Origin of the sequence: Paraburkholderia guartelaensis, assembly GCF_004353905.1 — a bacterium.
Taxonomy (GTDB): domain Bacteria; phylum Pseudomonadota; class Gammaproteobacteria; order Burkholderiales; family Burkholderiaceae; genus Paraburkholderia; species Paraburkholderia guartelaensis.
The window spans coordinates 75,552-102,455 of the sequence record NZ_SMOD01000029.1 but is presented as its reverse complement, the minus strand read 5'-3'; the positions used below and the strand labels follow the sequence as shown (position 1 = coordinate 102,455).

The 26,904-nt window shown below is 64.6% G+C and carries 22 protein-coding genes; 2 read left to right on the top strand and 20 right to left on the bottom strand.

Annotated elements, in window-relative coordinates; translation table 11 throughout:
- From E1N52_RS30450 to E1N52_RS30355, 20 genes are all read right to left on the bottom strand, one after another.
- Window positions 1-1,008 carry a LacI family DNA-binding transcriptional regulator gene (locus E1N52_RS30450; protein ID WP_205965685.1) on the bottom strand — a complete coding sequence of 336 codons (1,008 nt, stop codon included), beginning with the start codon at window positions 1,006-1,008 and terminating at the stop codon, window positions 1-3.
- A 35-nt stretch (window positions 1,009-1,043) separates the two neighbouring features.
- Window positions 1,044-2,141, bottom strand: a complete 1,098-nt coding sequence (locus E1N52_RS30445) for an ABC transporter ATP-binding protein (RefSeq protein ID WP_133186834.1) — start codon at window positions 2,139-2,141, stop codon at window positions 1,044-1,046.
- A gap of 9 nt (window positions 2,142-2,150) precedes the next feature.
- Window positions 2,151-3,080: a carbohydrate ABC transporter permease gene (locus E1N52_RS30440; protein ID WP_133186832.1), complete on the bottom strand. Its 930-nt coding sequence runs from the start codon at window positions 3,078-3,080 to the stop codon at window positions 2,151-2,153.
- A complete protein-coding gene (locus E1N52_RS30435) occupies window positions 3,077-4,021 on the bottom strand; it encodes a carbohydrate ABC transporter permease (RefSeq protein ID WP_133186830.1) in 945 nt (314 codons plus the stop codon). Before E1N52_RS30435 ends, E1N52_RS30440 begins: the two co-directional genes overlap by 4 nt.
- Before the next feature lie 8 nt (window positions 4,022-4,029).
- Complete coding sequence (locus E1N52_RS30430; protein ID WP_133186828.1) at window positions 4,030-5,268, bottom strand: ABC transporter substrate-binding protein; 1,239 nt, start codon at window positions 5,266-5,268, stop codon at window positions 4,030-4,032.
- Window positions 5,269-5,507: 239 nt separating this feature from the next.
- The gene (locus tag E1N52_RS30425) at window positions 5,508-6,911 is read right to left on the bottom strand and encodes a GH1 family beta-glucosidase (RefSeq protein WP_133186826.1); all 1,404 of its coding nucleotides are present in this window, start codon (window positions 6,909-6,911) and stop codon (window positions 5,508-5,510) included.
- 208 nt (window positions 6,912-7,119) lie between these two features.
- The gene (locus E1N52_RS30420; RefSeq protein WP_133186824.1) at window positions 7,120-8,796 is read right to left on the bottom strand and encodes a SulP family inorganic anion transporter; all 1,677 of its coding nucleotides are present in this window, start codon (window positions 8,794-8,796) and stop codon (window positions 7,120-7,122) included.
- Window positions 8,797-8,992: 196 nt separating this feature from the next.
- Entirely contained in the window at window positions 8,993-10,717 is a 1,725-nt protein-coding gene (locus E1N52_RS30415; RefSeq protein ID WP_133186822.1) for a SpoVR family protein, read from the bottom strand.
- On the bottom strand, window positions 10,714-11,982 hold the full coding sequence (locus E1N52_RS30410) for a YeaH/YhbH family protein (protein WP_133186820.1): 1,269 nt from the start codon (window positions 11,980-11,982) through the stop codon (window positions 10,714-10,716). The genes E1N52_RS30415 and E1N52_RS30410 overlap by 4 nt, the downstream gene beginning before the upstream one ends.
- Before the next feature lie 175 nt (window positions 11,983-12,157).
- A complete protein-coding gene (locus E1N52_RS30405) occupies window positions 12,158-14,080 on the bottom strand; it encodes a PrkA family serine protein kinase (protein ID WP_069265701.1) in 1,923 nt (640 codons plus the stop codon).
- A gap of 787 nt (window positions 14,081-14,867) precedes the next feature.
- Window positions 14,868-15,629: a 2-keto-4-pentenoate hydratase gene (locus E1N52_RS30395; RefSeq protein ID WP_133186816.1), complete on the bottom strand. Its 762-nt coding sequence runs from the start codon at window positions 15,627-15,629 to the stop codon at window positions 14,868-14,870.
- 381 nt (window positions 15,630-16,010) lie between these two features.
- Window positions 16,011-17,789, bottom strand: coding sequence for a methyl-accepting chemotaxis protein (locus E1N52_RS30390; protein ID WP_133186814.1), 1,779 nt, complete (start codon window positions 17,787-17,789; stop codon window positions 16,011-16,013).
- 193 nt (window positions 17,790-17,982) lie between these two features.
- Window positions 17,983-18,924, bottom strand: a complete 942-nt coding sequence (rbsK, locus tag E1N52_RS30385; RefSeq protein ID WP_281282766.1) for a ribokinase — start codon at window positions 18,922-18,924, stop codon at window positions 17,983-17,985.
- Between the two features lie 47 nt (window positions 18,925-18,971).
- Entirely contained in the window at window positions 18,972-20,009 is a 1,038-nt protein-coding gene (locus tag E1N52_RS30380; protein WP_133186812.1) for a LacI family DNA-binding transcriptional regulator, read from the bottom strand.
- Between the two features lie 140 nt (window positions 20,010-20,149).
- A complete protein-coding gene (locus E1N52_RS30375; RefSeq protein ID WP_246089269.1) occupies window positions 20,150-21,238 on the bottom strand; it encodes an ABC transporter permease in 1,089 nt (362 codons plus the stop codon).
- On the bottom strand, window positions 21,235-22,965 hold the full coding sequence (locus E1N52_RS30370; RefSeq protein WP_133186810.1) for a sugar ABC transporter ATP-binding protein: 1,731 nt from the start codon (window positions 22,963-22,965) through the stop codon (window positions 21,235-21,237). Before E1N52_RS30370 ends, E1N52_RS30375 begins: the two co-directional genes overlap by 4 nt.
- Window positions 22,965-23,123, bottom strand: coding sequence for a hypothetical protein (locus E1N52_RS44210; RefSeq protein ID WP_165979472.1), 159 nt, complete (start codon window positions 23,121-23,123; stop codon window positions 22,965-22,967). The genes E1N52_RS30370 and E1N52_RS44210 overlap by 1 nt, the downstream gene beginning before the upstream one ends.
- A gap of 108 nt (window positions 23,124-23,231) precedes the next feature.
- Window positions 23,232-24,194 (bottom strand): sugar ABC transporter substrate-binding protein, encoded by a 963-nt coding sequence (locus E1N52_RS30365; protein WP_133186808.1) that lies wholly within the window; start codon window positions 24,192-24,194, stop codon window positions 23,232-23,234.
- A gap of 178 nt (window positions 24,195-24,372) precedes the next feature.
- Window positions 24,373-25,350, bottom strand: coding sequence for a magnesium/cobalt transporter CorA (corA, locus tag E1N52_RS30360; protein ID WP_133186806.1), 978 nt, complete (start codon window positions 25,348-25,350; stop codon window positions 24,373-24,375).
- 194 nt (window positions 25,351-25,544) lie between these two features.
- Window positions 25,545-25,991, bottom strand: a complete 447-nt coding sequence (locus tag E1N52_RS30355) for a hypothetical protein (protein ID WP_133186804.1) — start codon at window positions 25,989-25,991, stop codon at window positions 25,545-25,547.
- Between the two features lie 141 nt (window positions 25,992-26,132).
- Here E1N52_RS30355 and cydX point away from each other — a divergent pair, with 141 nt between their 5' ends.
- Window positions 26,133-26,312: a cytochrome bd-I oxidase subunit CydX gene (cydX, locus tag E1N52_RS30350; protein WP_133186802.1), complete on the top strand. Its 180-nt coding sequence runs from the start codon at window positions 26,133-26,135 to the stop codon at window positions 26,310-26,312.
- A complete protein-coding gene (locus E1N52_RS30345; protein WP_133186800.1) occupies window positions 26,309-26,902 on the top strand; it encodes a P-loop nucleotide/nucleoside kinase family protein in 594 nt (197 codons plus the stop codon). Before cydX ends, E1N52_RS30345 begins: the two co-directional genes overlap by 4 nt.
- Window positions 26,903-26,904 lie beyond the last annotated feature (2 nt).

The following is a 26,904-nucleotide window of genomic DNA, read 5'->3' as shown; positions in this document are numbered from 1 at the left end:
TTACTTTGCCCGCGCCACCGATTCACGCATCGTCACGCTCACCGGGAACGTGCGCTCGATCGGCCACTGTGTGCCGTAGCACTGGTTGATGAGCCAGCGCACCGCATTGCGCGTGAGTTCCGCGGTGGGAATGTGCACCGAGGTCAGCGCCGGCGCCATGTAGGCTGCTGAATAATCGTCGTCGTAGCCGATGACGGAAACGTCGTGGGGCACGCGCAACCCTGCCTGCTGCAGGCGCGCGAGCGCACTCATGGCCATCGTGTCGTTCGCGCAGAAGAGCCCAGTGAAGCGGTGCTTGCGTTCGAGAAGCGCCCCCGCCGCAACATAGCCGCCTTCGGGCGAGAAGTCCGAGACGATATGCGGCACGGTTCTGCGCTCGATGCCGTGACGCGCCAGCTCGGCGAAAAAACCATGCAGACGCGCCGCATTGTCCGATGACGTCGACGGCCCGCCGATCACCGCAAGCTCGCGGTGCCCGTGCTCGATGAGCGTGCGCGCAGCCATCTCGCCGCCATGAAAGTGATCGGCGCAAAACGATGCTTCGGGTAACTGATCGAATGATCGGTTCAGGAAGGCCATGCGCGGGTGCATGGCGTGCAGCATCTGCAGGTCGTCGTCGTACAGATCGTGGCTGATGACGACCACGCCGTCGCAATCGCGGCCGATCAGGAAGCGCACGGCCTCGATGGCCTGTTCGCGCGGCGAAGCCTCGCCGCAACCGGTGGCCACCACCACGTGGCGCCGCACGGCGCGCAGCTGCGTGTCGGTTTCCTTCAGGATGGTGCCGTAGTACGAGCCGAAAAACGTCGGTACGAAGATACCGATGATGCCGAGCGACTTCGTGGCCATCGCCCGGCCGATGGACGAAGGCCGGAAATTGAGCTGCTCGATCGCAGCCTGCACGCGCGCGGCCGCCTCCGCCGACACCGGGCCGTTGCCCGATATCGCCCGCGAAGCCGTCGAAAGGCCCACGCCGGCCAGCGCCGCCACGTCTTTCAGGGTCGCCACGTTCCTGGTCTCTCTTTCTTTATCGGTTGTATGCATCAAATGCGCGCGCCGGTTTCTTCGTCGAACAGCGAAACGTGCGCACCGTCGATGGAGAACGGCACCGCCGCCTCAGTCGCAAGCGGCGTCTTGTCCTGATCGATCGACGCGATCTGCCCCCCCTGATGCTCGATCCACAGGACACGATGATTGCCCATGGGCTCCACGAGCGTCAAGCGGCCTTCCCAAGCCGTTTCGTGCGGGCGCACCGCACCGCCTGCACGCACGTCTTCCGGCCGCACGCCGAGCACGCACGCACGCGTCGGATCCGGCGTGCCCTTGAACGCGTAAGCGGAAACATCCACGTCGAGGCCTGTCCCACGAAAGCGCAGCCGGCCTTCGTCGGCTTCGAGCCTGCCACGCAGCAGGTTCATCGGCGGCGCGCCGAGGAAGGTCGCGACGAACAGGTTCTCGGGGCGCGCGTAGACTTCGGCCGGCGTGCCGAACTGCTGGATCGCCCCGCCCTTCATCACCGCCATGCGCGTGGCGAGCGTCATCGCCTCGACCTGGTCGTGCGTCACGTAGATCATCGTCGCGCCGAGTTGCTGGTGCAATTGCTTCAGTTCGCGGCGCAATTCGGTGCGCAACTTGGCGTCGAGGTTCGAGAGCGGCTCATCGAACAGGAACACGTCTGCCTCGCGCACGATTGCGCGCCCAATCGCGACGCGCTGGCGCTGGCCGCCCGAGAGCTGTGCGGGTTTGCGCGAAAGCAGCGGCCCGAGTTGCAGCATGTCGGCGGCGCGCTTCACGCGCCGGTCGATCTCCGCCTTCGGCGTGCCATTGATACGCAGTGCGAACGAGAGATTGCGCTCCACGTTCATGGTGGGATAGAGCGCGTACGACTGGAACACGAGCGCCACGCCCCGATCCTTCGGATCGGCCCAGGTCATATCCTCGCCGCCGATCTCGATGCTGCCGTCAGTCACGTCGACGAGGCCGGCGATGCTGTGCAGCAAGGTGGATTTGCCGCAGCCCGAAGGCCCGAGCAGCACAACGAACTCGCCTGCGCGCACATCGAGATCGAGTTCGTCGATCACCGTGTTCGCGCCGAGGTCGATGCGCAGATTGCGTACGGAAACATTCGTGAGATTGCCCATGTCCTGCTCCTAGCCTTTCACCGCGCCCGAGGCGATGCCGCGCACGAACCAGCGCCCCGAAATGAAGTAGATCGCGAGCGGCACGGCCGACGTGAGGATCGTCGCGGCCATGTTGACGTTGTAGATACGCTCGCCGGTCGTCGTGTTGATGATGTTGTTCAGTTGCACCGTCATCGGCAGGTTTTTCGTGCCCGCGAATACGAGGCCGAGAATGTAGTCGTTCCAGATGCCGGTGACCTGCATGATGATCGCCACGACAATGATCGGCACCGACATGGGGAGCATCAACTGCACGAAGATGCGCCAGAAACCGCCACCGTCGATGCGCGCGGCCTTGAACAACTCCTGCGGCAAGGACGCGTAGTAGTTGCGGAACAAGAGCGTCATGACCGGCATGCCGAAGATGGTGTGAATCACGACGATGCCCGGCAGCGAGCTGAACAGATGCACGAAGGCCAGCACGCGCACGAGCGGGTACACCATCACCTGCACGGGAATGAAGGCGCCCGCGAGCAGAATGCCGAACAGCACGCCCGCGCCGCGCGGCCGCCAGAACGACAGCGCGTAGCCATTCACGGCGCCCACGGCGATAGAGAAGATCGTGCTCGGCACGACGATGCGCACCGAATTCCAGAAACCCACCCGAATGCCGTCGCAGTCGAGGCCCGTGCACGCGGAGGCCCACGCGTCGCGCCACGGCGCAAGCGTGAAATGCACCGGCAGCGCGAGCAGATGACCTAGACGGATCTCGGTCATCGGCTTCACCGAAGTCACCAGCATCACATAGAGTGGCAGCAGGAAAAACAGCGCCGCCGTGAAGAGAAACGCATACACGCCGAGCCGCGCGGGCGTGAAGCGGCTGCGCGGCTTGCGCCGCTTTGTCGCCGCACGTGCTCGAGCAGGCGCGGGACGCAGCGAATCGGCCAAAGGCGTGCTCATGCCCGGTCTCCTTTGAGCGCCGCGCGGCTGCGCGCGTAGAAGAATGGCGCGAGTATCGCGAGGACGGTCGCGAGCAGCACGATCGACGCGGCCGAAGCGAGCCCGATGTTCGCGCGATTGAACAGGTAATCCATGATGAATTTCGCGGGCACCTCGCTCGCGGTGCCGGGGCCGCCCTGGGTCATCGCGACCACGGCGTCGTAGAGCTTCACGACCATCACGAAGAGCAGCACGAATGCCGTGGAAAGCGAGGTCTTGAGCATCGGCACGACGATGCTCGCGTACACGCGCCAGCGCGGAATGCCGTCGAGGCGCGCGGCCTTCCATATTTCGTCGTCGATGCCGCGCAGGCCCGCGAGCATGAGCGCCATCACGAGGCCCGAGGCCTGCCACACCGTGGCGATCACGAGCGTGTAAATGGCAAAGCGCTGCGTGACGATCCAGTCGAAACGCGCTTGCTCGAATCCCATGTGCCGCAGCACGGCCTGCACACCGAGTTCGGGGTTGAGGATCCACTGCCAGACGAGGCCCGTTGCAACGAACGACATCGCATAGGGATAGAGAAACACGGTGCGCAGCGCGCCTTCCGCGACGACACGCTGGTCGATGAAGATCGCGAGCAGCAGTCCGATCACGAGGCATGCGGCGATGAAGCAAGCGCCGTAAATCACGAGATTCTGCAGCGACAGGATCCAGCGGTCGTTCTGGAAGAGCCGCACGTACTGTGTCACGCCGGCGAAGGTGTTGGTGGGCAGCGAGCGCGAAAAGCTGAGCGAGACGCGCGCCGTCCACAACATGGTGCCCAGATACGCGAACAGGACCGTCGCCACCATCGGCGCGAGCGCGATCCAGGCGGCGAGCGAGAGCCGCCGCCGTGCGGGGCGCGCGCTGTGCGCTTGCCCCGCCTGGCGTTTGGCCGGGTGCAGCTTGGCGGCGTACATGGCTGAGCTCAGCTCTGGATTGCCGTGGCGAAGGCCTTCTGCGCGTCTTCGGCCGACTGGTTCTTGTTCCAGAAGTTCGTGATGACGTCCTGGAGCGCGCCCTGGACATCAGGCGGAATCAGCATTTCCGGATTCGGCAGTTGCCTCGACTTATCCTTCATGATCGCCATGCCCTCCTTCGCGCAGATGTCGAAGCCCGAGGTGTCCACGTCCGGGCGAATCGGAATCGAGCCCTTCTTCTGGTTGAACGCGACCTGCGCGGCAGGCGACGTCATCACCGTGGCGAGCAGCTGCTGCGCCTTGACCTGCTCGGCATTGTCGGTCTTCGGGAACACGAACACGTCGCCGGCGATCATGTACGGCGACTTCGGGAAACCGGGGAAGCATCCGAAGTCCTTGCCCGCCACCTGGTTCGCGGCCGAAAACTCGCCCTTGGCCCAGTCGCCCATGATCTGCATGCCCGCCTTGCCGGAAATCACGAGCGCCGTGGCGTCGTTCCAGTTTCGGCCAGGCGAGCCCGGATCCACGTAATTATGCAACCGCTTGAAGGTCGTGAGCACGTTGCGAAATGCGGGCGAATTCACGGCGTTCGCGTCGCGGTCGCGGTAGACCTTCATGTAGAGATCGCGGTCCATGTCGGCGAAGATGGCGTCGAACGTGATCTTCTCCTGCCATGCCTGGCCACCCAGCGCGAGCGGAATCAGGCCAGCCGCCTTGAGCTTGTCGAGATCGGCGAAGAGTTCGTCGAAATTCTGCGGCTCGCTCTTGATCCCGGCCTTGGCGAAGGCGGGCTTCGAATAGAAGAACCAGTCCTGCATGTGGATGTTCACCGGCGCCGCGTAGTAGTGCCCTTTGACCTTGATCGCCGTGAGAATCGATTCAGGGAAGGTGCCGCTCCAGTTCTCCTTCGCTGCGACCGCATCGACATTGTTCAGGAGTCCCTGGTCGATGAGATCGTGAAACTGCTTGGACGTATTGAACTGCGCAGCGGTGGGCGGATCGCCGCCCACGATGCGATTGATTGCCGTTGCGCGCGCCTGGTCCGCACCGGCGATCGCGTTGTCCACCCACTTCCCACCCGCCTGATCGTAGGCAAGCGCGAACTGCTTGATTGCGGCCGACTCGCCGCCCGACGTCCACCAGTGAATCACGTTGGCCTTGAGCGGCTCCGCGGCGTGGGCCGCGAGCGCGCCGGCCAGCGCGAGAGCGGCGACGATGCCGCGCAGAACGGGTGCGTTATGCTTCATTGCGTCTCCTGTCGATCCGGAGCTGGCGCTTCAGCTGTCGCCTGGCGTCAGTGCATCAGCACCGACGTCGGGCCCATGCAGGGCTCCGGTTGCTCCGGGTTGGTCTGCAAAAGCTTTTGGTTTGGAAGTTTCCCGTCCACGGCGCATCAAGCGGCATGCCCGAGCGTCGCACGTCGTGCCGTGGTTGTCACGCTAGTTGTTGCCCTTGCTCGGTAACCCTGTCAAGCGAACTTGCAGTGTCAAGCGCCGTCGAGCGCACGCCGCTGCGCGATGAAATGCGCAATGAGTTCCGCGCTGCGCTTGGGCGTGCGGACCTGCGTGTCGTAGTCGACATGCACGACGCCAAAGCGCCGCTCATAGCCGAACGCCCATTCGAAGTTGTCGAGCAGCGACCAGACGAAATAACCGCGCACGTCCACGCCGGCCTTGATGGCGGCGTCCACCGCGGCAAGATGGCGCTTGAGGAACGAGATGCGCTGCGTGTCGTTCACCTCGCCGTTGCTCACGCGGTCGTCCGAGGCCATGCCGTTCTCGGTGATATAGATGGGCGGCAGGTTCTCATAGTTGCGCGCGAAGCCAATCAGCAGGTCGCGCAGACCGTCGGGGTGAACCTCCCATCCCATCTGCGTGCGCTCGACGTCCTTCAACGGCACTTCGACGAAGCCGTGCGCACCGTCGCTCTTCACGTTGGTGCGAAAGTAATAGTTGATGCCGAGGAAATCGAGCGGTGCCGAGATGGTCTTCATGTCGCCTTCGAGCACGAGCGGCTCGGTGCCTGGCCACAGCTCGAAGAGTTCTTCGGGATACGCGCCCTTGAGCAGCGGATCGAGAATCCACGCGTTGTGCTGCACTTCGAAGCGGCGCGCGGCGCGCACGTCTTCCGGCGATGAGGAATCGGGCGTGCCGCGCCCCACGTTCGCCACGATGCCCTTGGTCGAGCCGGGATCGTTCGCGCGCAGAACACCAGTGGCCAGGCCGTGGCCGAGCAGCAGATGATGCATGGCCTGGGTGGCGTAGCGGCCGTTAGCGAGGCCCGGCGCATGATGGCCGCTGCCGTAGCCGAGGTACGCCGAGCACCACGGCTCGTTGAGCGTCATCCATGCGTCGACGAGGCCGGACAGTTCGCGGCTCATGAGGTCCGCATAGTCGGCGAAGCTGTATGCGGTATCGCGGTTGAGCCAGCCGCCGCGATCTTCCAGATGCTGCGGCAGGTCCCAGTGATAGAGCGTGGCGAAGGTACGCACGCCCTTCTCCCTCAGGCGCTCCAGCAAGCGCTTGTAGAACGCGATGCCTTTGGCATTGGGCCGCCCCGCCTCGTCCATCACGCGCGGCCACGCGATCGAAAAGCGATAAGCCTCGAAGTTCAGGCTTTCGAGCAGATCGAGATCGGCCTCCCAACGGTGATAGTGGTCGCAGGCAACAGCGCCCGTGTCGCCCGCGAGCACCTTGCCTGGCGTCGCGCTGAAGGTGTCCCAGATCGACGGCAGGCGGCCGTCCTCGTGGATCGCGCCTTCGATCTGATACGAGGCTGTGGCCGCGCCCAGGAGGAAGTCGCTGCGCCACAGTGCGGAGCTGGCGGGCGGCGTGAACGGATCGTCGGCAACTGCGGCGGCGGAATGCGGCAATGCGGTGTCCTGAGTCACACAACCTCCTGCGCGGGAATCACCGGCGCATGCGTTTTGGGCAGCCGGATCGGGTTCGAGTGGAAGCGCTTCCACAGCGCTTGAGCCGCACAATAGCAGCGGCCAATTCCGGCGGACAATCGGGGTTTCTCTGGACGTTTTTATGTAGCTGCTTCACACGTTTTCCGCACTACATGGCCTTTCGGCTTGTAGCATGGCTACACGGACGTCACGCATCCGCGCGCGACTCCAGATCGGGACGCACCGCCGCGAGTGCTTCGTGCAGGGTCGGGAAGATGTTCGCACGGCCCACCACGGGCGTGATGCCATGCCGGTCCATGTCTGAAAGCAGATAGCGGTTCACGCGACCGAAAATCACCTTCACGCCGCGCTCCGCGAGCTCCGAGCAAAGGTCGATCACGGCCCGCCCCGCGGAATAATCGAGGTCGGTAATCGCCCCCGCATCCACGACCACGCAGTGCACGGGCGATGGCGCCCGATTGACCAGCTCGCGCAACTCGTCGACGAACAAATGGTCGTTCGCATAGAACAGGTCCGCACCGAAGCGATAGACGATCAACCCCGGCGCCGTGAGCTGGCCCGCCTCCGCGGGTTCGGGCAGCCAGTGCCCCTCCGCGTTCGGCACGAGCACCATGGTGTGCGGCCGGTAGCTATGCCGCACGTGGCGCAGCAATGACAGGCCGATCGCGATGAGGATACCGTTCTCGACGCCGACCACGACGACAGCGATCGCCGTCGTTATCGCGAGCCAGAATTCGCCGGGACTTTCGCGGCGAATGTCGACCAGTTGGCGAATATTCACGAGTCCCACGGCAATCGTGAAGACGATTGCGGCGAGCACGCAATGCGGCAGGTATTGCAGCAGGCGGCTGAAGAACAACAGCACCACGAGCACGACCCCTGCAAACACGAGCTGCGCGAACTGGCTGCGCGCGCCGGCCTGATCGGCCATGGCGGTCTGCGTGAGGCTGCCGTTCACGACGAACGCGCCGCTCATCGAAGCCGCCGCGTTGGCCGCCGCGAGGCCGAGGAGATTGGTGTCCTCGTCGGTGCGCTCGCCATAGCGCTCGGCAAACGCGCGGCTCGTTGCAGCACTCTGCGCGACGATGATGACGAAGCACGACGCCGCCACCTGCAGCAGATCGATCATCTGGAACCAGCCCACTGCGGGAAAACTCATGCGCGGCAAGCCGCCCTGCACCGGGCCGATTACCGAAATGCCATGGCCCTCGAAGTTCAGCATGGCGCTCGCCGCGATGCTCCCCACCACGGCGACGAGCGGCACCGGCCAGCGCGGCCGCAAGGCCTTGAAGACCAGGATGGCGGCCACGACGGCCACGGCGATGCCAAGCGTCGGCCAGTGTATCGCGCCCAGTTGCGTGACGATCTGCTTGATTTGAAGGACTGTGCGGCGGGAATTGACAGTAATGCCAAGCATGTCGCCGAGCATCGCCACGCCCACCTGCACGCCCACGCCCGTGAGAAAACCTGCGAGAACGGTGCGCGAGAGAAAGTCCGCGAGAAAGCCGAGACGAAACACGCGTGCGATCAACAACATCACGGCCGTGAGCAAAGCGGTCATGCCCGCGAGCGCGAGGTACTCTGCGCTCGAAGGCGCCGCCATGGTCGTGAGACGGCTCGCGAAAATGGTGGCCGTGGCGGAATCGGCAGCAACCACGAGATGGCGCGACGCGCCAAAGAGCGCGAACGCAACGAGAGGCAGAAAGCCCGTGTACAGACCGGTTACGGCAGGCATGCCCGCGATGCGCGCATAGCCAAGCAGTTGCGGCACGTTCATCGACGCAAGCTGCACGCCGGCGAGCGCATCGCGCAAAGCAGACGTGCGAGAAAGCGGCCGCACGCCGCGAAACAGTTCAAACGCCATTACGCCATCCTTTCGAAATCCGCCTCTACGTGCGGTGTCTTTTAGCTTGTTAGTTCACTGGCGCAGTATGTTAGCGCGCGTGGGCGTTGCGGTACGTGTTCGATTGCAACGTCGTTGCACGCGCATCAATGAAAGAGGCCAGCCCGCAGGCTGGCCTCATGACTTGCACGCTCAATCGCGTCACGCAATGAGATGGCTATACCCGAATCGGCGGCGGCATATAACGGCATTCGTAGCGTTTTCGGACCGTGCCGTTCTCGTCCACGCTTTCGAGGAACACGTCGAACTGCCAGAGGCGCGCCATATGGCGCAGCACTTCGTCAGTGTCGCCCGAAAGATGGCGATTGTCGCTCATGAAGTGACGCAGCGTGAGGCTGCGATCGCCGCGCGTGTTCACCGACCACACCTGGATATTCGGCTCGCGGTGATGCATGTCGTACTGACGCGAGAGCGCCTGGCGTACGTACTGGTAGCCGCTTTCGTCGTGGATGGCCGAGACTTCAAGCGCGTCGCGCATGTCGTCGTCGAGCACCGAGAAGAGCCGCATTTCGCGGATCAGATGCGGCGACAAGTATTGCGCCACGAAGCTCTCATCCTTGAAATTGCGCATGGCATAGTGCAGCGACTTGAGCCATGGACTGCCGGCCAGCTCGGGGAACCACTTGCGGTCCTCCTCGGTGGGGTTCTCGCAGATGCGGCGAATGTCGCTCATCATCGAAAACCCGAGCGCATACGGATTGATGCCGCTGTAATACGGCTTCGTCACCGGCGGCTGATAGATCACGTTGCTGTGCGAATGCAGGAACTCCATCATGAAGCCGTCTTCCAGCTTGCCCTGCGTATAAAGCGTGTTGAGCAACGTGTAATGCCAGAACGTGGCCCAGCCTTCGTTCATCACCTGGGTCTGCCGCTGCGGGTAGAAGTATTGCCCGATCTTGCGCACGATGCGTATGACTTCACGCTCCCACGGCTCGAGCAGCGGCGAGTTCTTTTCGGCGAAATACAGCAGGTTTTCCTGTGGCTCCGGCGGAAAGCGCTCGTCGATTTCCTCGGCAACGGGCATTTGCTGCTTGGGCAGCGTGCGCCACAACTCATTGACCTGGGACTGCAGATAAGCCTCGCGTTCCCGGCGCAATGCGGCCTCGCGTTCGAGCGACAGCTTTTGCGGACGTTTGTAGCGGTCCACGCCGTAATTCATGAGCGCGTGGCACGAGTCGAGCAACTCTTCCACGCGGTCGAGACCATAGCGTTCCTCGCATTCGGCGATGTAATTCTTCGCATAGACGAGGTAATCGATGATGGCGTGCGCGTCCGTCCAGAGACGGAACAGATAGTTGCCCTTGAAGAACGAGTTGTGCCCGTACGCGGCGTGCGCGATCACGAGCGCCTGCATCGTCATGGTGTTCTCTTCCATGAGATACGCAATGCAGGGGTTGGAGTTGATGACGATCTCGTAGGCGAGACCCATCTGGCCGCGGCGATAGCTCTTTTCGGTGGAGAGAAAGTGCTTGCCGAATGACCAGTGGCGATAGTTCACCGGCATGCCAACGGACGCGTAGGCGTCCATCATCTGCTCGGCGCTGATCAGTTCGAGCTGGATCGGATAAACATCCAGTTCGTATTGCTCTGCAACATGCGAGATATGTGTGTCGTACTCCTCGATGAGTTCGAAGGTCCAGTCGGAGGGGCACGGCAACGGCCGTTTGTCGGCTACGTTCATTTGCACTTCCCTTTGCTGGGCGAGCCCATGCTCCTTGTGGCGAGCAGCCCCGGCGGCATGTCCGGGCGCTTCGGCGTCTTCGCGGTGGCCGGGCTTGCGCTCGTCACCGTGTTCGCCATGATGCCCTTTTTCGTGGCCGCTCGTCTTCCGACGCTCCGGCTGATAGCCGCGCGCCTCATTGTGCAGGTGGCGTGTCGTCATGAGTGCTCCACCTGCTTTTCGAAAAGCTCCCGGAACACCGGGTAGATGTCCGCCGCGGTGTCGACTTTTTTCATCGCCAGATGCGGTTCGGTGAGTGCGAGCTGCGCGTATTCAAGCCAGAGGTTCTGCTCCTCCGGCGTCACCTGAATATACGCAAAATAGCGCACCTGCGGCAGTATGTCATCCGCGAGAATCTTGCGGCATTTGGGCGAATCGTCAGTCCAATTGTCGCCGTCCGAAGCCTGTGCGCCGTAGATGTTCCAGTCGCTTGGCGAATAACGGTCCTCGATCACTTTTTTCATCAGCTCCAGCGCGCTCGACACGACCGTGCCGCCGCTTTCGGTGGAATGAAAGAAGGTGTCCTCGTCCACTTCCTCGGCGCGCGTGTGGTGGCGAATGAAGACCACCTCGATCTTTTCGTAATTGCGCTTGAGGAACAGGTACAGGAGGATGAAGAAGCGCTTGGACAAGTCCTTGCGCTGCTCGTCCATCGAGCCCGACACGTCCATGAGGCAGAACATCACGGCCTGGCTCGACGGTTGCGGCTGCTTCACGCGATTCACGTAACGCAGATCGAACGGGTCGATGAACGGAATGCGCCAGATGCGCCCACGCAGGTGATGGATCTGCTCTTCGAGCACCGCGATCTCTTCGCGCCGGTCGGCCGGGTCGGCCTTGAGCGCTTCGAGTTGCTCTTCGAGTTCGTGCAGTTCGTTGACGAGCGGCGCACCGAGCGCGATACGGCGGCCGAGCGCGCTGCGCAGCGATCTCACGACGTCGATGTTGTTCGGCGTGCCCTCGGCAGCCCAGCCCGCGCGGATGCTCTTCCACGTCGGCACGGCCATGAGATGGGTTTTGACGAGGCGCGGCAGTTCGAGGTCGTCGAAGAAGTACTGCATGAATTCTTCGCGGGAGAGTTCGAACACGAAGTCGTCCTGACCTTCGCCCTCGTTGCTCGCCTGGCTGCCGCCACCGCCACCGCCGCCCTGTGGGCGCGGAATGCGGTCGCCGCGAATGTAGTCCTCGTTGCCTGGGTGAACCATTTCGCGCTTGCCGCCGGGGCCGTGCCGGAACGACGGCTCCGCAATGTCCTTGCGCGGAATGGTGATGCTCTGGTTGCTCTGTATGTCCTTGATGCTGCGGTCACGCACCGCTTCCGAAACGGCGTGACGAATATAGTTCTTCACGCGGCGCAAAAAGCGCTCGCGGTTAGCAATGCTCTTGTTCTTTCCGGCTAGCCTGCGGTCGATGATTTGATGAAGCACATCCAGTCTCCCGCTCCAGTTGCGAATGGGCGAGGTGCGCAGTGTTCATTGCCGCGTCTGCCATCGTGCGTGCCGCGTTCACCCGCTCATGGCCACGCCGCCTGCGCCCCGCCGGGGGTCCTTTTGCGCCGCCGCAAAACTGCGGCAGCGCACTCGGACGGTAAAGCCTCTTCGTTCACGACGACTTGCGCACCCGCAGATACCAGTCGCAGAGCAACCGGACCTGCTTCGGCGTATAGCCCTTCGCCACCATGCGGTTGACGAAGTCTTCGTGCTTGCGCTGCTCTTCCGCCGATCCTTTCGCATTGAACGAGATGACCGGCAAAAGTTCTTCCGTGTTCGAAAACATTTTCTTTTCGATCACCACGCGCAGCTTCTCGTAGCTGATCCACGCGGGGTTCTTGCCGGCGTTGGCCGCACGCGCGCGCAGCACGAAGTTCACGATCTCGTTGCGGAAGTCCTTCGGGTTGCTGATACCCGCGGGCTTCTCGATCTTCTCGAGCTCGGCATTCAACGCCGCGCGATCGAAGCTTTCGCCCGTATCGTGATCGCGGAACTCCTGATCCTGAATCCAGAAGTCGGCGTACGTGACATAGCGGTCGAAGATGTTCTGCCCGTATTCGGAATACGACTCGAGGTAGGCGGTCTGGATCTCCTTGCCGATGAACTCCGCGTAACGCGAGGCCAGCACGTCCTTCACGAACGACAGATACTTCTGCTCGGTTTCCGGCGGGAACTGTTCGCGCTCGATCTGCTGTTCGAGCACATACATGAGGTGCACCGGATTCGCAGCCACTTCAGTCGAATCGAAGTTGAACACGCGCGAGAGAATCTTGAACGCGAAGCGCGTCGAGACCCCGTTCATGCCTTCGTCCACGCCCGCGAAGTCGCGGTACTCCTGGTACGACTTCGCTTTTGGATCGGTGTCCTTGAGGTTTTCGCCGTCGTACACCTGCATCTTCGAGAAGAGACTCGAGTTCTCCGGCTCCTGCAGGCGCGTGAGCACCGACATCTGCGCCATCATCTTGAGCGTGCCCGGCGCGCACACGGCCTCGGCCAGCGACGAATTGCGCAACAGCTTCTCGTAGATCTTCATCTCTTCCGAGTAGCGCAGGCAGTACGGCACCTTCACCACGAAGATACGATCGAGCAGTGCCTCGTTGTTGCGGTTGTTGCGGAACGCCTTCCACTCCGACTCGTTCGAGTGCGCGAGGATGATGCCGTTGAACGGAATCGCCCCGAATCCTTCGGTGCCCTTGAAGTTACCTTCCTGGGTGGCCGTGAGCAGCGGGTGCAGCACCTTGATCGGCGCCTTGAACATTTCGACGAATTCGAGCAGGCCCTGATTCGCGAGACACAGGCCACCCGAGTAGCTGTACGCGTCTGCGTCGTCCTGGGCGTATTGCTCGAGCTTGCGGATGTCCACCTTGCCGACGAGCGACGAGATGTCCTGATTGTTTTCGTCGCCAGGCTCGGTCTTCGCGATGCCGATCTGGCGCAGGATGGACGGGAAGCGGCGCACCACGCGGAACTTGCGGATGTCGCCGTTGTATTCGTGCAGGCGCTTCACGGCCCACGGGCTCAGGATGCTGCGCAGGTAACGGCGCGGTATGCCGTATTGCTCTTCGAGTATCGGGCCATCTTCGTCGTAGTCGAACAGCCCGAGCGGAGACTCGTTCACGGGCGAGCCCTTGATCGAGTAGAACGGCACGCGCTCCATGAGCTGCTTCAGACGCTCGGCAATGGAGGACTTGCCGCCGCCCACCGGACCGAGCAGATAGAGAATCTGCTTCTTCTCTTCGAGTCCTTGCGCCGCATGGCGGAAGTACGCGACGACCTGCTCGATCACGTCTTCCATGCCATAGAACTCGCGGAATGCGGGATACACCTTGATGACCTTGTTCGCAAAGATGCGCGACAGACGCGGATCGTTGCGGGTGTCGATCTGTTCGGGTTCGCCGATTGCCGTCAGCATGCGTTCGCCAGCCGTGGCGTACGCATTGGGATCTTCCTTGCAGAGCGCGAGATACTCCTCGAGCGAGAACTCCTCCTCTCGCGTTTTTTCGAAGCGGGTCGCGAAGCTGCTGTAGATATCCATGCTACCTCCTCGCCGAGATCTGCGACCGATGTCGTGCGCGGCGCGCTATTCGGAAACGACATCGCTCAAATTCATCCTAAACCCTTTTGAAATTTTTCGCACCGTTAAATCGCGCCGGATGTGCCCTCAAAAGCTAAGCATTATTGAGCGCTTGGAGGCCGCCACACAACGACTTACAATGATCTTCCCCACTGGTGCAAATTTCAGACCGGGGTCACGCTCCCTCTCAAATGCTGTGCCCACATGTTGGCCAATTTCGTCGGGCCAGGCACTCGCAGCAATAAAGCCATTTACCTCGAGTTCGACCGGTTTTCGCCTTGTCGTCCGGCCTGTCCGGCGCTACGGCATACACAGCGCCTCTTCATCAAACGCATCAGTGCAGCGCCGGTGCACACCCAGTCGTTACGAATTGTTCGCTCTCCCGCATAGCGCGCTCGCATTGCGCACTGCCACGCGGATGTTGTGAGCACGCGTCAATGCGATTTTTTTCCCGTTTTACGCGTCGAATTCTCCATCGTCGGTGACCTGCCGCGCATTCCTGCGCGTATGCGTACCGGCGTTGCGAAGCCTCGTTGACCAGCCCTTTTGCCAGTAGTGGTTTTCCCGCTCCAATCAGACGACGCGCACACGCACGATGAAGATGGCGCGCGTGACAGGTTGCCAGGTTTACACCCATGAGACGCACAACGCGTACAAAAAAATAAAGCCGCCGCGCAATGCGCGCGGCGGCTTTTCATTACAGCAAATGTGACAGGTGCGACAGTTACATGATGTGCCCCTGGGCGGCCTAGACGAACTCGACTTCGACTTCTCCCAACCCGTCGATATGGCCGTGCAGGAGGCCCGGCGTATCGATGCGGTGCGCACCGACATAGGTGCCGGTCGTGATGGTCCATTCCGGCTCGATCGTGATGCCCATTGCGGCGCAATGATTGACGAACCAGACGAGCAGCTCGCGCGGATCGCCAGCAGGGTTGCCCGAGGCCTCCGGCACGAGCGAGGCGCCGTCGAACGTCAGTTCGAGCTCAGGTGCGACGAAATCGAGCACGCGGGCAAGCGCTGGGTAGGACTGCGCATGGCCGGTCACGAGTGCGCCATTGTTCTGTGCATCGGCGAGCTGGGCGAGCGGCGCGATGTTGGGCCACTGCGCGAAACGGCTGTCGACGATTTCGATGGCCGGCAGGATCTGGCCGACGCGCGAGAGCACCTCGTCGCGCGCATAGGCTTCGGCGCGCGGGACGATCGGTTCCGAAAAACGAAAGGCGATCTCCAGCTCTACGAGCACGCGGAAGAAGTGGCGACGCTCGAAGCGCGCCGGTGAGGCGTGCACGAGCGGCGCCGGGATCGGCGCGCCGGAAGCGGGGCCGCCCGGGGCGCGTGCGCCCACCTTCCAGCCGCCCGTGGTCGTCTCGAGCCCGGCGAGCACTGCCTGCTGGATCGCGTAGGCCGTGGCCGCGTCCGGCGGCACACGCTCGGGTTCCAGCGTTTCGATCAGATGATGATGCCGGCGCGCATTTACGAGGCGTTGCGCGAGATCGTCATGCGTCATGTCGGGTTCCTTGTTTGTGCTGTCATGCGGCGCCGGCGCGTGATGCCGGCGCAATTCGTCCTGCCTGGCGCTGTGCGCCCTCCCTTGCCCTGCGGCGCGGGTCCTTCCCGTTGCGGCGCCACCCCGTGCGGGCCGCGCTCGGGCACGGGCGCAGGCTGAACCATCCAGCACGACGCCATGCCGCTCGCGGGCGCCGCTGGGCGCCGCAGTGTAGCGCGCCTACCGGGCCGCGCAGATGACACGGCTGACAATGTACCGTAACGGCGCTCGTATGGCGCACGGCGGGGCCGCACAACGGGGTCAAAGGCGTAAAAAAGCCGCTGGGAGCAGCGGCTGGCTTTCTCGCGCGGTCGGCCCGCGCGCCTGTTTAGATGAACTTCTTCAGAAGGTTTCCCAGTCGCCGCTCGAGGCGGCGACCGACGCTACCGCGCTGACGGGCGCGCTCGGGGCAGCGGCCGCCCGTGTGGCCGGCTGGATGGCAGCGGGAGCGCTGCGTGGCGCCCGCTTTGCCGCAGGCGCAGAAGCCCCGCCGGCCGCTGCCAGGCGCGTGACGGAACGGGAAACAGAAGCCGCCTTGGCCGCTGCCCGCACGGGCTGCGCCGGCGCCGCGCCGTGTGCTGCGTCATCCAGATTGAACACCGAGACGGCCTCGCGCAGGCGTCCGGCCTGGTCCTCGAGCGACTGCGCCGCGGCCGCCGCCTCCTCGACGAGCGCCGCGTTCTGCTGGGTGACCTCGTCCATCTGCGTGACCGCGCGCGCGACCTGGTCGATGCCGCCCGACTGCTCCTGCGAAGCCGCTGCGATCTCGCCCATGATGTCGGTCACGCGCTGCACCGCGGCGATGATCTCGGTCATCGTGCGGCCCGCCTCGTCGACGAGCGCCGAACCCGCCTGCACGCGCTCGACCGAGGTGTCGATGAGCCCCTTGATTTCCTTGGCCGCTGCCGACGAGCGCTGCGCGAGGCTGCGCACCTCGCCCGCCACCACGGCGAAGCCGCGCCCTTCCTCGCCCGCGCGCGCCGCTTCGACGGCCGCATTGAGCGCGAGGATATTCGTCTGGAACGCGATGCCCTCGATGATCGTGATGATGTCGGCGATCTTCGCGGAGCTGTCGTTGATGTCGCCCATCGTGCCGACCACCTGATTGACGACCGAGCTGCCCTTGTTGGCGATTTCCGAGGCGTTGGCGGCGAGCGCGCTGGCCTGGCGGGCGTTGTCGGCGTTCTGCTTCACGGTGCCCGTGAGCTGCTCCATGCTCGAGGCGGTCTCCTGGAGAGCAGAAGCCTGCTCTTCGGTGCGCGACGAGAGGTCGAGGTTGCCCGCGGCGATCTCGCGCGTGGCCGTGGCGATCGATTCGGTGCCCGAGCGTACCGAGCGCACCGTTTCGGTGAGGCTGCGCTGCATCTGTGCGACACCGCCCAGCAGTTCGCCCATTTCGTCGTTGCGGCGCACGACCACGGGCCGGCGCAGATCGCCGGCGGCGATCGCATGGAAAGCGCCCAGCGCTTCGCCAAGCGGTTCCGCAATGGCGCGGCGCAGCGAGAAGAACGAATAGGCGGCCGCGCCGATGCCTACGATCAACGCCGCGATGCACGCGATGCGCAGTTCCGAGAACGCGGCCTGGGCGTCGTCGAAGCCCTGCTGCGCTTGCGTCATCTGGAGCTTGTCGAGCTCGGCGTCGGCCTTCGAGAGCCCGTCGTAGGCCTCCTTGAGCGCCTTGGCGCCTGCCACGATCTTCGCCTGATCGCCTGACTGGACAGTCGTCATGAACTGATCCGCGATCTGGTGCAGGGCGTCGCGCCGGGCCCCGACATCCTGGGCGAGGCGCGCTTCCTCGCCGTCGTGCGGCAAGGCCATGTACTTCTTCCAGAAGTCGTCCGATACGCCACGCAGCATACGCGCACGGTCGATCGTCGCGGCGGCGTCGGACGTACCCTGTTCGAAGGCGGCGCGATCGAGCGCGAGACGCTCGCGCGCCGCGTAGATCTCGGCCAGGTTGACCGCGTGCGAACTGGGCATCTGGTCGGTGAAGGTCTCGCGATACGCGTCGTTCGAACGCGTGAGACCCAGCAGGCCGACCGCACTGATCGCGACGATCAGCGTTGCCAGGAAGCCCATTGTGATGCCGATGCGCGCCTTGATACTGATGCCCTTGCCCATGAATCCCCCAACGCTTGTGGTGTGGTCGGGCCCTGCGCCCGACATTGAGCTATTGCTCTAACAGGCGTTTACGGCACAGGTTTTCATGGTCTTGAAATGTGTATATCGTATGAAGTATTCGTCAGATAGATTCATGCACCGCAGCAATCAGCGGCGCCGCGGCCGGTCAGCGCTGCAAGACGCGCAAATACGCTCAGCCCGCGAGTTCGGCGAGCGTTGGAATGGAAGGTTGAGCGCCCGCACGCGTGACGGAAACCGACGCCGCACGCAACGCGAAAGCGATGGCTTCGAGCGCAGGCGCACCGGCGGCGAGACGCGCGGCCAGTCCGCCGATAAATGTGTCGCCGGCCGCCGTCGTGTCCACCGCAGTGACGCGTGGCGCGGGCAGATGGGCCGGCGCGGCGCCGTCGAGCAGCACGCATACGCCCTGCGCGCCGAGCGTCACCAGCACGTTGCAGGCGCCTGCCTCGCGCAGCGCTAACGCCGCGCGCGCCGCCTCTTCAGGCGTGCTCGCGGGCAAGCCGGTGAGCGCGGCGGCCTCCAGTTCGTTCGGCACGAGATAGTCGATGAGCGGGAGCCACTGCGCAGGCAGCGGCCCCGTAGCGGGCGCTGGATTGAGGATGGTGATCTTGCCGAGGCGCCGTGCGGCGGCGAGCGCGGCCAACACGGCGTCCGTGGGCGTTTCGAGCTGGCAGACCACGACGTCGGCCTGCGCGAGCACAGCCTCATGGCGCGCGATCGTTTCAGGCGTCACCTCGCCGTTGCTGCCGGCCACGATGACGATGGCGTTCTGGCTCGCGTCGTCGACGATGATCAGCGCCACGCCGGTCGGCGCATCCGGCGACGTCTCGAGCGCGCCGCAGTCGATACCTTCTGCCATCAGCCCCGCGCGCAATACCTCGCCGTTGCTGTCGGCGCCGACCCGGCCGACCATCGCCACCTGCGCGCCCAGGCGCGCCGCGGCCACCGCCTGATTGCCGCCCTTGCCGCCGGCCACCTGCGCGAACGCATTGCCCGCGAGCGTCTCGCCGGGAGCGGGCAAGCGCGGCGCACGCGCGACGAGATCCATATTCAGACTGCCGACCACGGCCACGCGAGCGCGCGTGCCGGTCGGCCTTGCTGCATCAGTCGTCACGATGCCTCCTGAATGGCTTGCGCCTGCGGTGCCGCCGCCGCCCTGCCTCAGGCCGCGAGAGGCGCGTACTCCTCCGCGCCGACCCAGGGCCCCGTCGATTCACGAGCGAAGAGCGTAGGCGGCATGACGCGCCGCCGCGCCCTCGCACCTTCCTCGCGCGCGTTCGCGATGCGCTCGATCAGCGTGAGCGCCGCCATGTCGCCGAGCGCACGCGCCGGCTGGCCGACCGTCGAGAGCGCGGGCCAGGTGAAGTTGCCAAGCTCGATATCGTCGAAGCCGATGATCGAGCAGTCGCCCGGCACGCGCAAGCCGCGCTCGGCGGCCGCGCGCAAGGCGCCGATGCCCATCATGTCGTTGCCGGCAAAGATCGCCGTCGGCCGCACGCTGTCGAACAGTTGCGCCGCCGCGCGGTAGCCGCCCGCCCCGGAAAAGTCGCTTTCGACGATCGCCTCCGGCGCGATCTCGACGCCCCGCTCGGACATGGCGCGCAGGAAGCCGTGCATGCGCATCGCGCTCACTGCGGTCGTCACCGGCCCGGTGATGCAGCCAATGCGCGAGTGCCCGAGTTCGAGCAGATGCCGCGTGGCGAGCCAGGCGCCGCGCTCGTGGTCGATCTGCACGAGATCGGCGTCGAGGCCCTCGATGTTGCGGTCGATGACGACGATCGGCTCGCGGGTATCGGCAAGCGTCGAAGCCAGCACGGCATCGTCGCCGGCCGAGGCGACGATGAGCCCGTCGATGCGCTTTTCCTGCAGCACGCGCAGGTAGCTGCGCTGCTTGGCCGGGTCGTCGTCGGAGTTGCAGAAGAACACGCAGTAGCCCTTGCGCGCGCAGGCGTCCTCGACGCCGCGCGCAAGCTCCGCGAAATACGGGTTGGTCCCGTTCGGCACGAGCAGACCCACGGTCGCCGTGGCACGCGCCTTGAGCGAGCGCGCCACCGCCGACGGCACGTAGTTCAAGTCGCGAATCGCACGCTCGACCTTGGCCCGCACGTCCGCCGACACCGGACGCGAATTGTTCACCACATGCGACACCGTCGTGAAAGACACCCCCGCCACGGCGGCCACATCCTTGATCGTCGCCATATTTATGTTGCTCCTGCTTTTTTGCTGCCCTGTTGCTGCCGGCTCTCTGCGCGCCCGTTGTTGGTTTGGTCTGGCGTCGCTTCCCCGGTCATTTCCGCCGGCCCGCGCTGCGTTGCGGACCGCGCCCTCGAAAAAATTTGTTATGTCCTGCTGCCTCTGCTACTTCGCCTGCTGCGGTATGTGTCGAGCACGACTGCCACGACGATCACCGCGCCGGTGATGATCCGTTTGGTGGGCTCGTTCGCGCCGATCTGCGCGAGCCCCGCGGCCAGCACCGAAATGATCAGCACGCCGAAGAACGTGCTGATGACCGAGCCGCGCCCGCCCATCAGGCTCGTGCCGCCGATCACCACGGCCGCGATCACCTGCAGTTCCAGCCCGACGCCCGCGTTCGGGTCGGCGGCTTCGAGACGCGAAATCTGAAACAGCGCTGCGAGCCCGGAGAGCGCACCCATCAATGCGAACACGATCACCTTGTACGGCCGCGGATCGACGCCCGCGAGGCGCACTGCCTCCTCGTTGGTACCGATACCAATCAGATACCGTCCGAACACCGTGCGCGTAAGCGTGAGCTGCGCGATCACCATCACCGCCACCGCGATCAGAAACGCCGGCGAAATGCCAAATGCGATCGGGTTCGAGAGAAAGTCGAACGCGTCGCCGATATACGCCGTGCGCGAATTCGTCATCTGGTACGCAAGCCCACGCGCCGCTTCGAGCACGCCGAGCGAGACGATGAACGACGGGATACGCCAGCCCACCGTCACCGCGCCCGTGAGCGTGCCAGTGGCCGCCGCGGCGACGAGGCCGAGCAGCGCCGCCGGCAACGCGCCCCAGCCCCACTTGAGCGACGCCACGCTCACCACCGAAGCGCCGAGCGCGAGCACCGAGCCCACCGAAAGATCGATGCCCGCGATGATCAGCACGAAGGTCATGCCCACGGCCATCACCACGAGATCGGGAATCTGGTTCGCGATCGTGCTGAACGTATCGTACGTGAGGAAGTGCGAACTCAGCAGCGAGAAGAACACGATCATCGCGATCAGCGCGAGCGCGAGGCCCAGGTAGTTCGAAAAGCCAAAGCGCGTGCCGACCGGCTTGCCGCTCGCCTGCATCGCACGCGGCACCGACTCGGACGCAGCGGCCGCCCCGATTTTGGCCGAACTGGTTCGCCCACCGCCTTCGTCGCCCTGAGGCGATGGTTGCCCGCGCAACGGATCGTTCGTCATGAAGCGCTCCCTCGTGGGTCGTCGTTTCGTTCCTGCAGCTTTTGCGCTTCCACGTGTGCCGGTACATCGCCCATTTCGGGCAGATCGCACGCGTTCGCAACGAGCGCATCCTCGGCGCGCAGCCCCGCGAACGCGGCGGCCAGCAGCTTGTCCTGGCTCCACTCGTCGCGACCGTAAATGGCCGTCATCTTCCCCGCCGACATCACGCCGATGCGGTCGCAGATCAGCATCAGCTCGCGCAGGTCGCTCGACACCACCACGAGCGCCCGGCCTTCGCGCGCGAGCGCGCCCATCAGCCCGTAGATGTCGAACTTCGCGCCGACGTCGATGCCGCGCGTGGGTTCGTCGAACAGCACGACGCGCATCGGCTGCGTAATGTCGCGCGCGAGCCAGCGGCCGATCACCACCTTCTGCTGGTTGCCGCCCGACAGTTCGCCCACCGGCTGCGCCGGCCCGGACGTGCGGATGCGCAGCGCGTCGATCTGCGTGCGCGCCAGCGTGTTCTCGCGCGCCGCATCCACCACGCCGTAGCGCGCCACCGCGCCCACGTTGCCGAGCGTCACGTTCGCGGCGACCGGCTGCGGCAACAGCAGCCCTTCGCCCTTGCGGTCCTCGGTGATGAGCGCGATGCCAAGCCGAACCGCGTCGGCGGGCGAGGCGATCTGCACCGGCTCCGGCGCGGCGCCAGGCGTGGGCGCGAGCGCCACCGTGCCGCGCTCCATGCGGTCGGCGCCGTAGATGAGCCGCATCAGCTCCGTTCTACCCGCGCCGATCAGCCCCGAAACGCCGAAAATCTCACCGGCGCGCACCTCGAACGACACGTCGCGCACGGCCTTCGCACGCGTGAGCCCGTCCACCTTCAGGAGCGTCGCGCCGATGCGCCGCTGCCCCAGATCGATACGCTCGCCAAGCTCTCGCCCCACCATCAGCGCGACGATGCGCTCGGGCGTGAGGTTCGCCATGTCGTCCACACGCACGAGCTTGCCGTCGCGCAGCACCGCGACGCGCTGCGCGATGCGCTCGAGTTCTTCGAGCCGGTGCGAGATGTAGACGATCGCCACGCCGCGCGCCTTCAGCCGCGCGATCTGCTCGAACAGCAGCTCGACCTCGCGGGCCGTGAGCATGGCCGTGGGCTCGTCGAGGATCAGCACGCGCATGTCGCCGCGACCGGCCCCCTCGGCACGACCGGCACCATCGGCACCCTCGGCGCTGCCGATCAGGTTGCGCGCGATCTCCACGAGCTGCTGATGCCCGATACCCAGCTCGCCTACCGGCGTGTCGGGGTCGATCGCGTCGAGCCCGACCTGCGCCATCGCGGCCCGCGCGTCTTCACGCAGCCGCTTGCGATCGATCCAGCCGAACCGCAGCGGCCCCGCGTGCGGCAGGCGGTCCAGAAAAAGATTCTCGGCGACGCTCAGCGTGGGCAGCAGGTTCAGCTCCTGCATGACCATGCGAACGCCGAGCGCCTCGGCTTCGCGGCGGCTCGCCGGGGCGTAGGCGCGGCCCATCAGTTCCATGCTGCCCGCGCTCGGCGCCGTGAGGCCGCTCACGATCTTCGAGAGCGTGCTCTTGCCTGCGCCGTTTTCCCCCGTAAGCGCAAGCACTTCGCCGGCGTGCAGCGCGAGGCTGACGTCGGCGAGCACCGGCTGCTCGTAGGTCTTCCCGACGCCCGTAACCGTAAGCACGGCGGGCGCAGGTGACGCTACGTCGGGGACATTTGCATCCATCACGATCCTGTAGTCGCGAGCCGCGCCGCCGGGTTCAACCGGTGAGCCGCGCCGCCCGGATACTGCGGGTCTGCACCGCCGCCGCACGCTCCGGTAGAGCATGCATCGAACGGCGCGCTGGGCAGCGATTCGCCGCCCAGCGGAAGACGGCCGCCCATGCGGCCATCCCGGTACAAATAACGGCTGCGCGGCGAGATTCTTGAGCGCTTAATGCGTTGCGCACGCAAATACCGCCGCGGCACGACGTGGCGCCTGCCGCCACCGCCTTACTTCGTGACGAGCACCACGGGCGTTTCGACGATGCCGGACAGCTCCGACTGCTTCTTGTGCTCCTTGATCGCCTTCAGGGCCGTGTCGATGCCGAACACGGCTTGTTTCGCCGCGTACTGGTCGGCGGTGGCGAGCACGCGGCCGTCCTTGAGCATTGGCTTGATGGCGGCGATGTTGTCGTAGCCGACCACGTACACCTTGCCCTGCTTGCCCGCCGCGCGCACGGCCGACACGGCGCCGATCGCCATATTGTCGTTGCCGCACAGGAGCGCCTTGATGTCCGGATATTCATTGAGCATGGCGGAAGCGACGGCGTTGCCCTTGTCGATCTCCCACTCGCCCGACTGCGTCGAGACGATTTTCGCGCCCACGGCATCCATCGCGTCCTTGAAGCCCGCGGTGCGCTGCTGCGCGTTGGTCGTGGTGGAGACGCCCTCAACGATGCCCACCTGGTCGCCCGACTTCAGGCGCTTGGCGAGGTAGTCGCCCACGAGGCGTGCGCCCTTGCGGTTGTCAGGGCCGACGAACGGCACGTTCAGGTCCTTGGACTTGAGCACGTCGGCGTCGAGCTTGTTGTCGATGTTCACGACGATGATGCCCGCGTCCACCGCTTTCTTCACGACGGGCACGAGCGCCTTTGAGTCGGCGGGCGCGAGCACGATGGCGTCGACCTTCGAGACGATCATCTGCTCGACGATCTGGATTTGCGCGGCGGTGTCGGTCTCGTTCTTGATGCCGTTGGTGATGAGGTCGAACTGGTCGGCGTTGTGCTTCTGATAGTCCTTCGCGCCGGTCTCCATGGTGAGGAAGAACTCGTTGGCGAGCGACTTCATGACGAGCGCGACCTTCGGCTTGTGAGGCGCCTGTGCGCGGGCCGCGAGCGGCAAGGCGCCTGTTACGGCGGTCGTGGCGAGCGCGCTGGCGGCGAGAAGGATGCGGCGGCGAATGCGGGAGTTCATTTCTGGAAGTCTCCGGTTTGTCGGGCCCGGCTGGGCCCTGCTTTCTGGTTATGCGCAAACGTTTTCTGCCGGGCCATTCTCGGCGCAGGCGCTGAGCGATGTCAACTTCGCTCTGTTGCTGGCGTCGCTGCCGGCAATGCGGCGCCGCAGCAACGCCCGCCCCGCCTCAGAGCCCGCCTTAAAGCCAGTTAATACGACGAAACAGGAAAAAGAGGAAGATATCCAGAACCAGCATGGCGGCGAGGCAGATCTGGTAGCCAAACCTGAAATGCAGCTCCGGAATATGCTCGAAGTTCATGCCGTAGATACCCGCAATCATCGTCGGCACGGCGAAGAGCGCGGCAAACGAACCGAGGCGCTTGGTCACCTCGTTCTCCGCGAGCGAGATCATGCCGAGATTCACCTGGATGGCCGTGACGATCATTTCGCGGCGGGCGTCGATCATGTTCGACACTCGCACGAGGTGGTCGTACACGTCGCGGTAGTACGCCTGCATACCCACGCAGATCTGCGGAATGCGCCAGCCCACCAGTTTGCCGACGGCATCGACGAGCGGCGTGACGTGATGCGCGAGGATCACGAGACGGCGCTTGAGCGAGTAGAGATCCTCGATGATCGCGCGTGAGCCCGCGAGATCGTGCTTGTCGAAGATGCGGTCCTCGAGCTCCTCGACTTCGCCGGAGAGCGTTTCGAGCACGGGCGCGTAGCGGTCGACCACGCTGTCCATGAGCGCGTAGAGCACGAACCCGGAGCCTTCGCGCAGCAATTCGGGCTCGCGCTCGCAGCGCGCGCGAACGTCGGTGAAACCCTGCTGCGCGCGGTGGCGCACCGACAGCACGAAATTGGGCCCGGCGAATACGTTCACCTGGCCTGTGATGACTTCGCCGTCGTCGTCGAGTTCGAGCGTGTGGAGCACGCAAAAGAGCGTGTCGCCGTATTCCTCGATTTTCGGGCGCTGGTTGCCGTTCATCACGTCTTCGATAGCGAGCGCATGCAGGCCGAACTCCTCCTTCATCGCTGCCATTTCACCGGCGTCCGGATCCTTGAGCGCGACCCACACGAAACACTCGGGTTTCGCCAGATAGTCGCTGATGGCTTCGACCGTGACGTCGGCCAGTTTCTTGCCGCCTTGATACGCGACGCAGTTGATTAGCATGTTCCTTTTCTTCCGGGCGGCGGGTCGCGCCCGCGCAGCTTCGAGTTGCACCGGTTGCCAAGTGTAAGGTGTTCCGTTGACCGGCGCCGCCTGGACGGGGTTCCCGGGCGGCCTGCGCCCGCCTGACGGGGCCTGACTGGCGCCAGAGAGCACTGCCCGTGCCCGCCGTGCAACGGCGGCGGCGAACTGGGAGGCTACTGCGCGACGCGGCGGATGCCGATGCGGTCATCCTTGTCGAAGGTGACGCTCGCGCGGTTGGTGTAGCGCGGATCCACAAGGAAGCGCAGCTCGATCACGGGATCGAACTGCGTCGTCACGGCGATGCGGTGCACGCCGGGCTTCAGGTAGAACGTGACGTGTTCGCCGTCCATGAGGTCGGTCACGGGCTCGCCGTCGATGTAGACGGGCGCGTCACGGAATTTGACGATGACGTTGCGGGTGCGCTCGCGGCGCACGTCCACGGCCACGAGGCCCTCGCCCGGCTCGGTGTAGCCCGGCTTCAGGATGCGCTCGGCCGGCACGGGCTTGAACGGCATGGGCTGCGGCTGCTCCTCGGCACAGCCGCCGAGTGCGAACGCGGCGACCACCGTGACAGCGGCGGCGAGACTCGCAATCGATCTGCGCGACGGCAAAGGCGGCATGGGCGCTTTCCCCTTTTCTGACCTCTGGCTCCTGGTTCGCGCCCATCATATCCGTACGGGCGCCAGACCGATCATCGTTGTTATATGCTTTGGGGAATGCGCGACAGCGCTCGCAACCGGCATTAAGAGGAGGCAACGGCCATGTGGTACTTCTCGTGGATCCTCGGCATCGGCGTTGCGCTCGGCTTTGGCATCATCAACGTGATGTGGCTCGAGGCCAACGGCAAATTCATGAACGGACACGGGCACGAGCAAAACGGCACGGATAACGCCCCGTCGGCAAACGACGGCACACAACACGGCGAGGCACACCGCCCGTGACAAGACTGGTGTTCTTCTGCGGCCACGCCGGCGCAGGTAAAACGTCGCTCGCCAAAAGCCTGTTCGCCCCGCTCGCCCGCGAGACCGGCGAGCCGTTCTGTCTGCTCGACAAGGACACGCTCTACGGCAGCTATAGCGCCGCCGCGATGGGCGCGCTCACGCGCGACCCGAACGATCGCGACAGCCCGCTCTTCCTGCAGCATTTTCGCGAACCCGAGTACCGCGGGCTCATCGACACTGCCCGCGAAAACCTCGAGCTTGGCGTGAGCGCGCTCGTGGTCGGCCCGCTTTCGCGCGAAGTGCGCGAGCGCAAGCTGTTCGACCGAGCCTGGCTCGGCGTCGGTCAGGAGGTGGGGCTTACCGTGGTGTGGGTGCATACGAGCGAGGAAACGGCGCACGCGCGCATCGTCGCGCGCGCCCATCCGATCGACGCCTACAAACTCGCTCACTGGGACGAATACCGACAGCGGCGCTTCATGCCGTCGGGCACGCAGCTCGACGGCCTTCTGCTCTTCGACAACAGCGCGCCCGCCGCGGCCGACTACGACGCCTTGCTCGAGCGCATCGTGTCGGCAACGGCATCGACCTGAGA

Coding starts and splice junctions, on each gene's coding strand:
- E1N52_RS30395 (WP_133186816.1), bottom strand. CDS start 15,629: ATGACGCATGACGATCTCGCGCAACGCCTCGTAAATGCGCGCCGGCAT.
- E1N52_RS30370 (WP_133186810.1), bottom strand. CDS start 22,965: ATGGATGCAAATGTCCCCGACGTAGCGTCACCTGCGCCCGCCGTGCTT.
- E1N52_RS30415 (WP_133186822.1), bottom strand. CDS start 10,717: ATGACGACACGCCACCTGCACAATGAGGCGCGCGGCTATCAGCCGGAG.
- E1N52_RS30445 (WP_133186834.1), bottom strand. CDS start 2,141: ATGGGCAATCTCACGAATGTTTCCGTACGCAATCTGCGCATCGACCTC.
- E1N52_RS30365 (WP_133186808.1), bottom strand. CDS start 24,194: ATGAACTCCCGCATTCGCCGCCGCATCCTTCTCGCCGCCAGCGCGCTC.
- E1N52_RS30405 (WP_069265701.1), bottom strand. CDS start 14,080: ATGGATATCTACAGCAGCTTCGCGACCCGCTTCGAAAAAACGCGAGAG.
- corA (WP_133186806.1), bottom strand. CDS start 25,350: ATGCTAATCAACTGCGTCGCGTATCAAGGCGGCAAGAAACTGGCCGAC.
- E1N52_RS30435 (WP_133186830.1), bottom strand. CDS start 4,021: ATGTACGCCGCCAAGCTGCACCCGGCCAAACGCCAGGCGGGGCAAGCG.
- cydX (WP_133186802.1), top strand. CDS start 26,133: ATGTGGTACTTCTCGTGGATCCTCGGCATCGGCGTTGCGCTCGGCTTT.
- E1N52_RS30380 (WP_133186812.1), bottom strand. CDS start 20,009: ATGGCGACGATCAAGGATGTGGCCGCCGTGGCGGGGGTGTCTTTCACG.
- E1N52_RS30430 (WP_133186828.1), bottom strand. CDS start 5,268: ATGAAGCATAACGCACCCGTTCTGCGCGGCATCGTCGCCGCTCTCGCG.
- E1N52_RS30355 (WP_133186804.1), bottom strand. CDS start 25,991: ATGCCGCCTTTGCCGTCGCGCAGATCGATTGCGAGTCTCGCCGCCGCT.
- E1N52_RS30390 (WP_133186814.1), bottom strand. CDS start 17,789: ATGGGCAAGGGCATCAGTATCAAGGCGCGCATCGGCATCACAATGGGC.
- E1N52_RS30440 (WP_133186832.1), bottom strand. CDS start 3,080: ATGAGCACGCCTTTGGCCGATTCGCTGCGTCCCGCGCCTGCTCGAGCA.
- E1N52_RS44210 (WP_165979472.1), bottom strand. CDS start 23,123: ATGGGCGGCCGTCTTCCGCTGGGCGGCGAATCGCTGCCCAGCGCGCCG.
- E1N52_RS30375 (WP_246089269.1), bottom strand. CDS start 21,238: ATGACGAACGATCCGTTGCGCGGGCAACCATCGCCTCAGGGCGACGAA.
- E1N52_RS30420 (WP_133186824.1), bottom strand. CDS start 8,796: ATGGCGTTTGAACTGTTTCGCGGCGTGCGGCCGCTTTCTCGCACGTCT.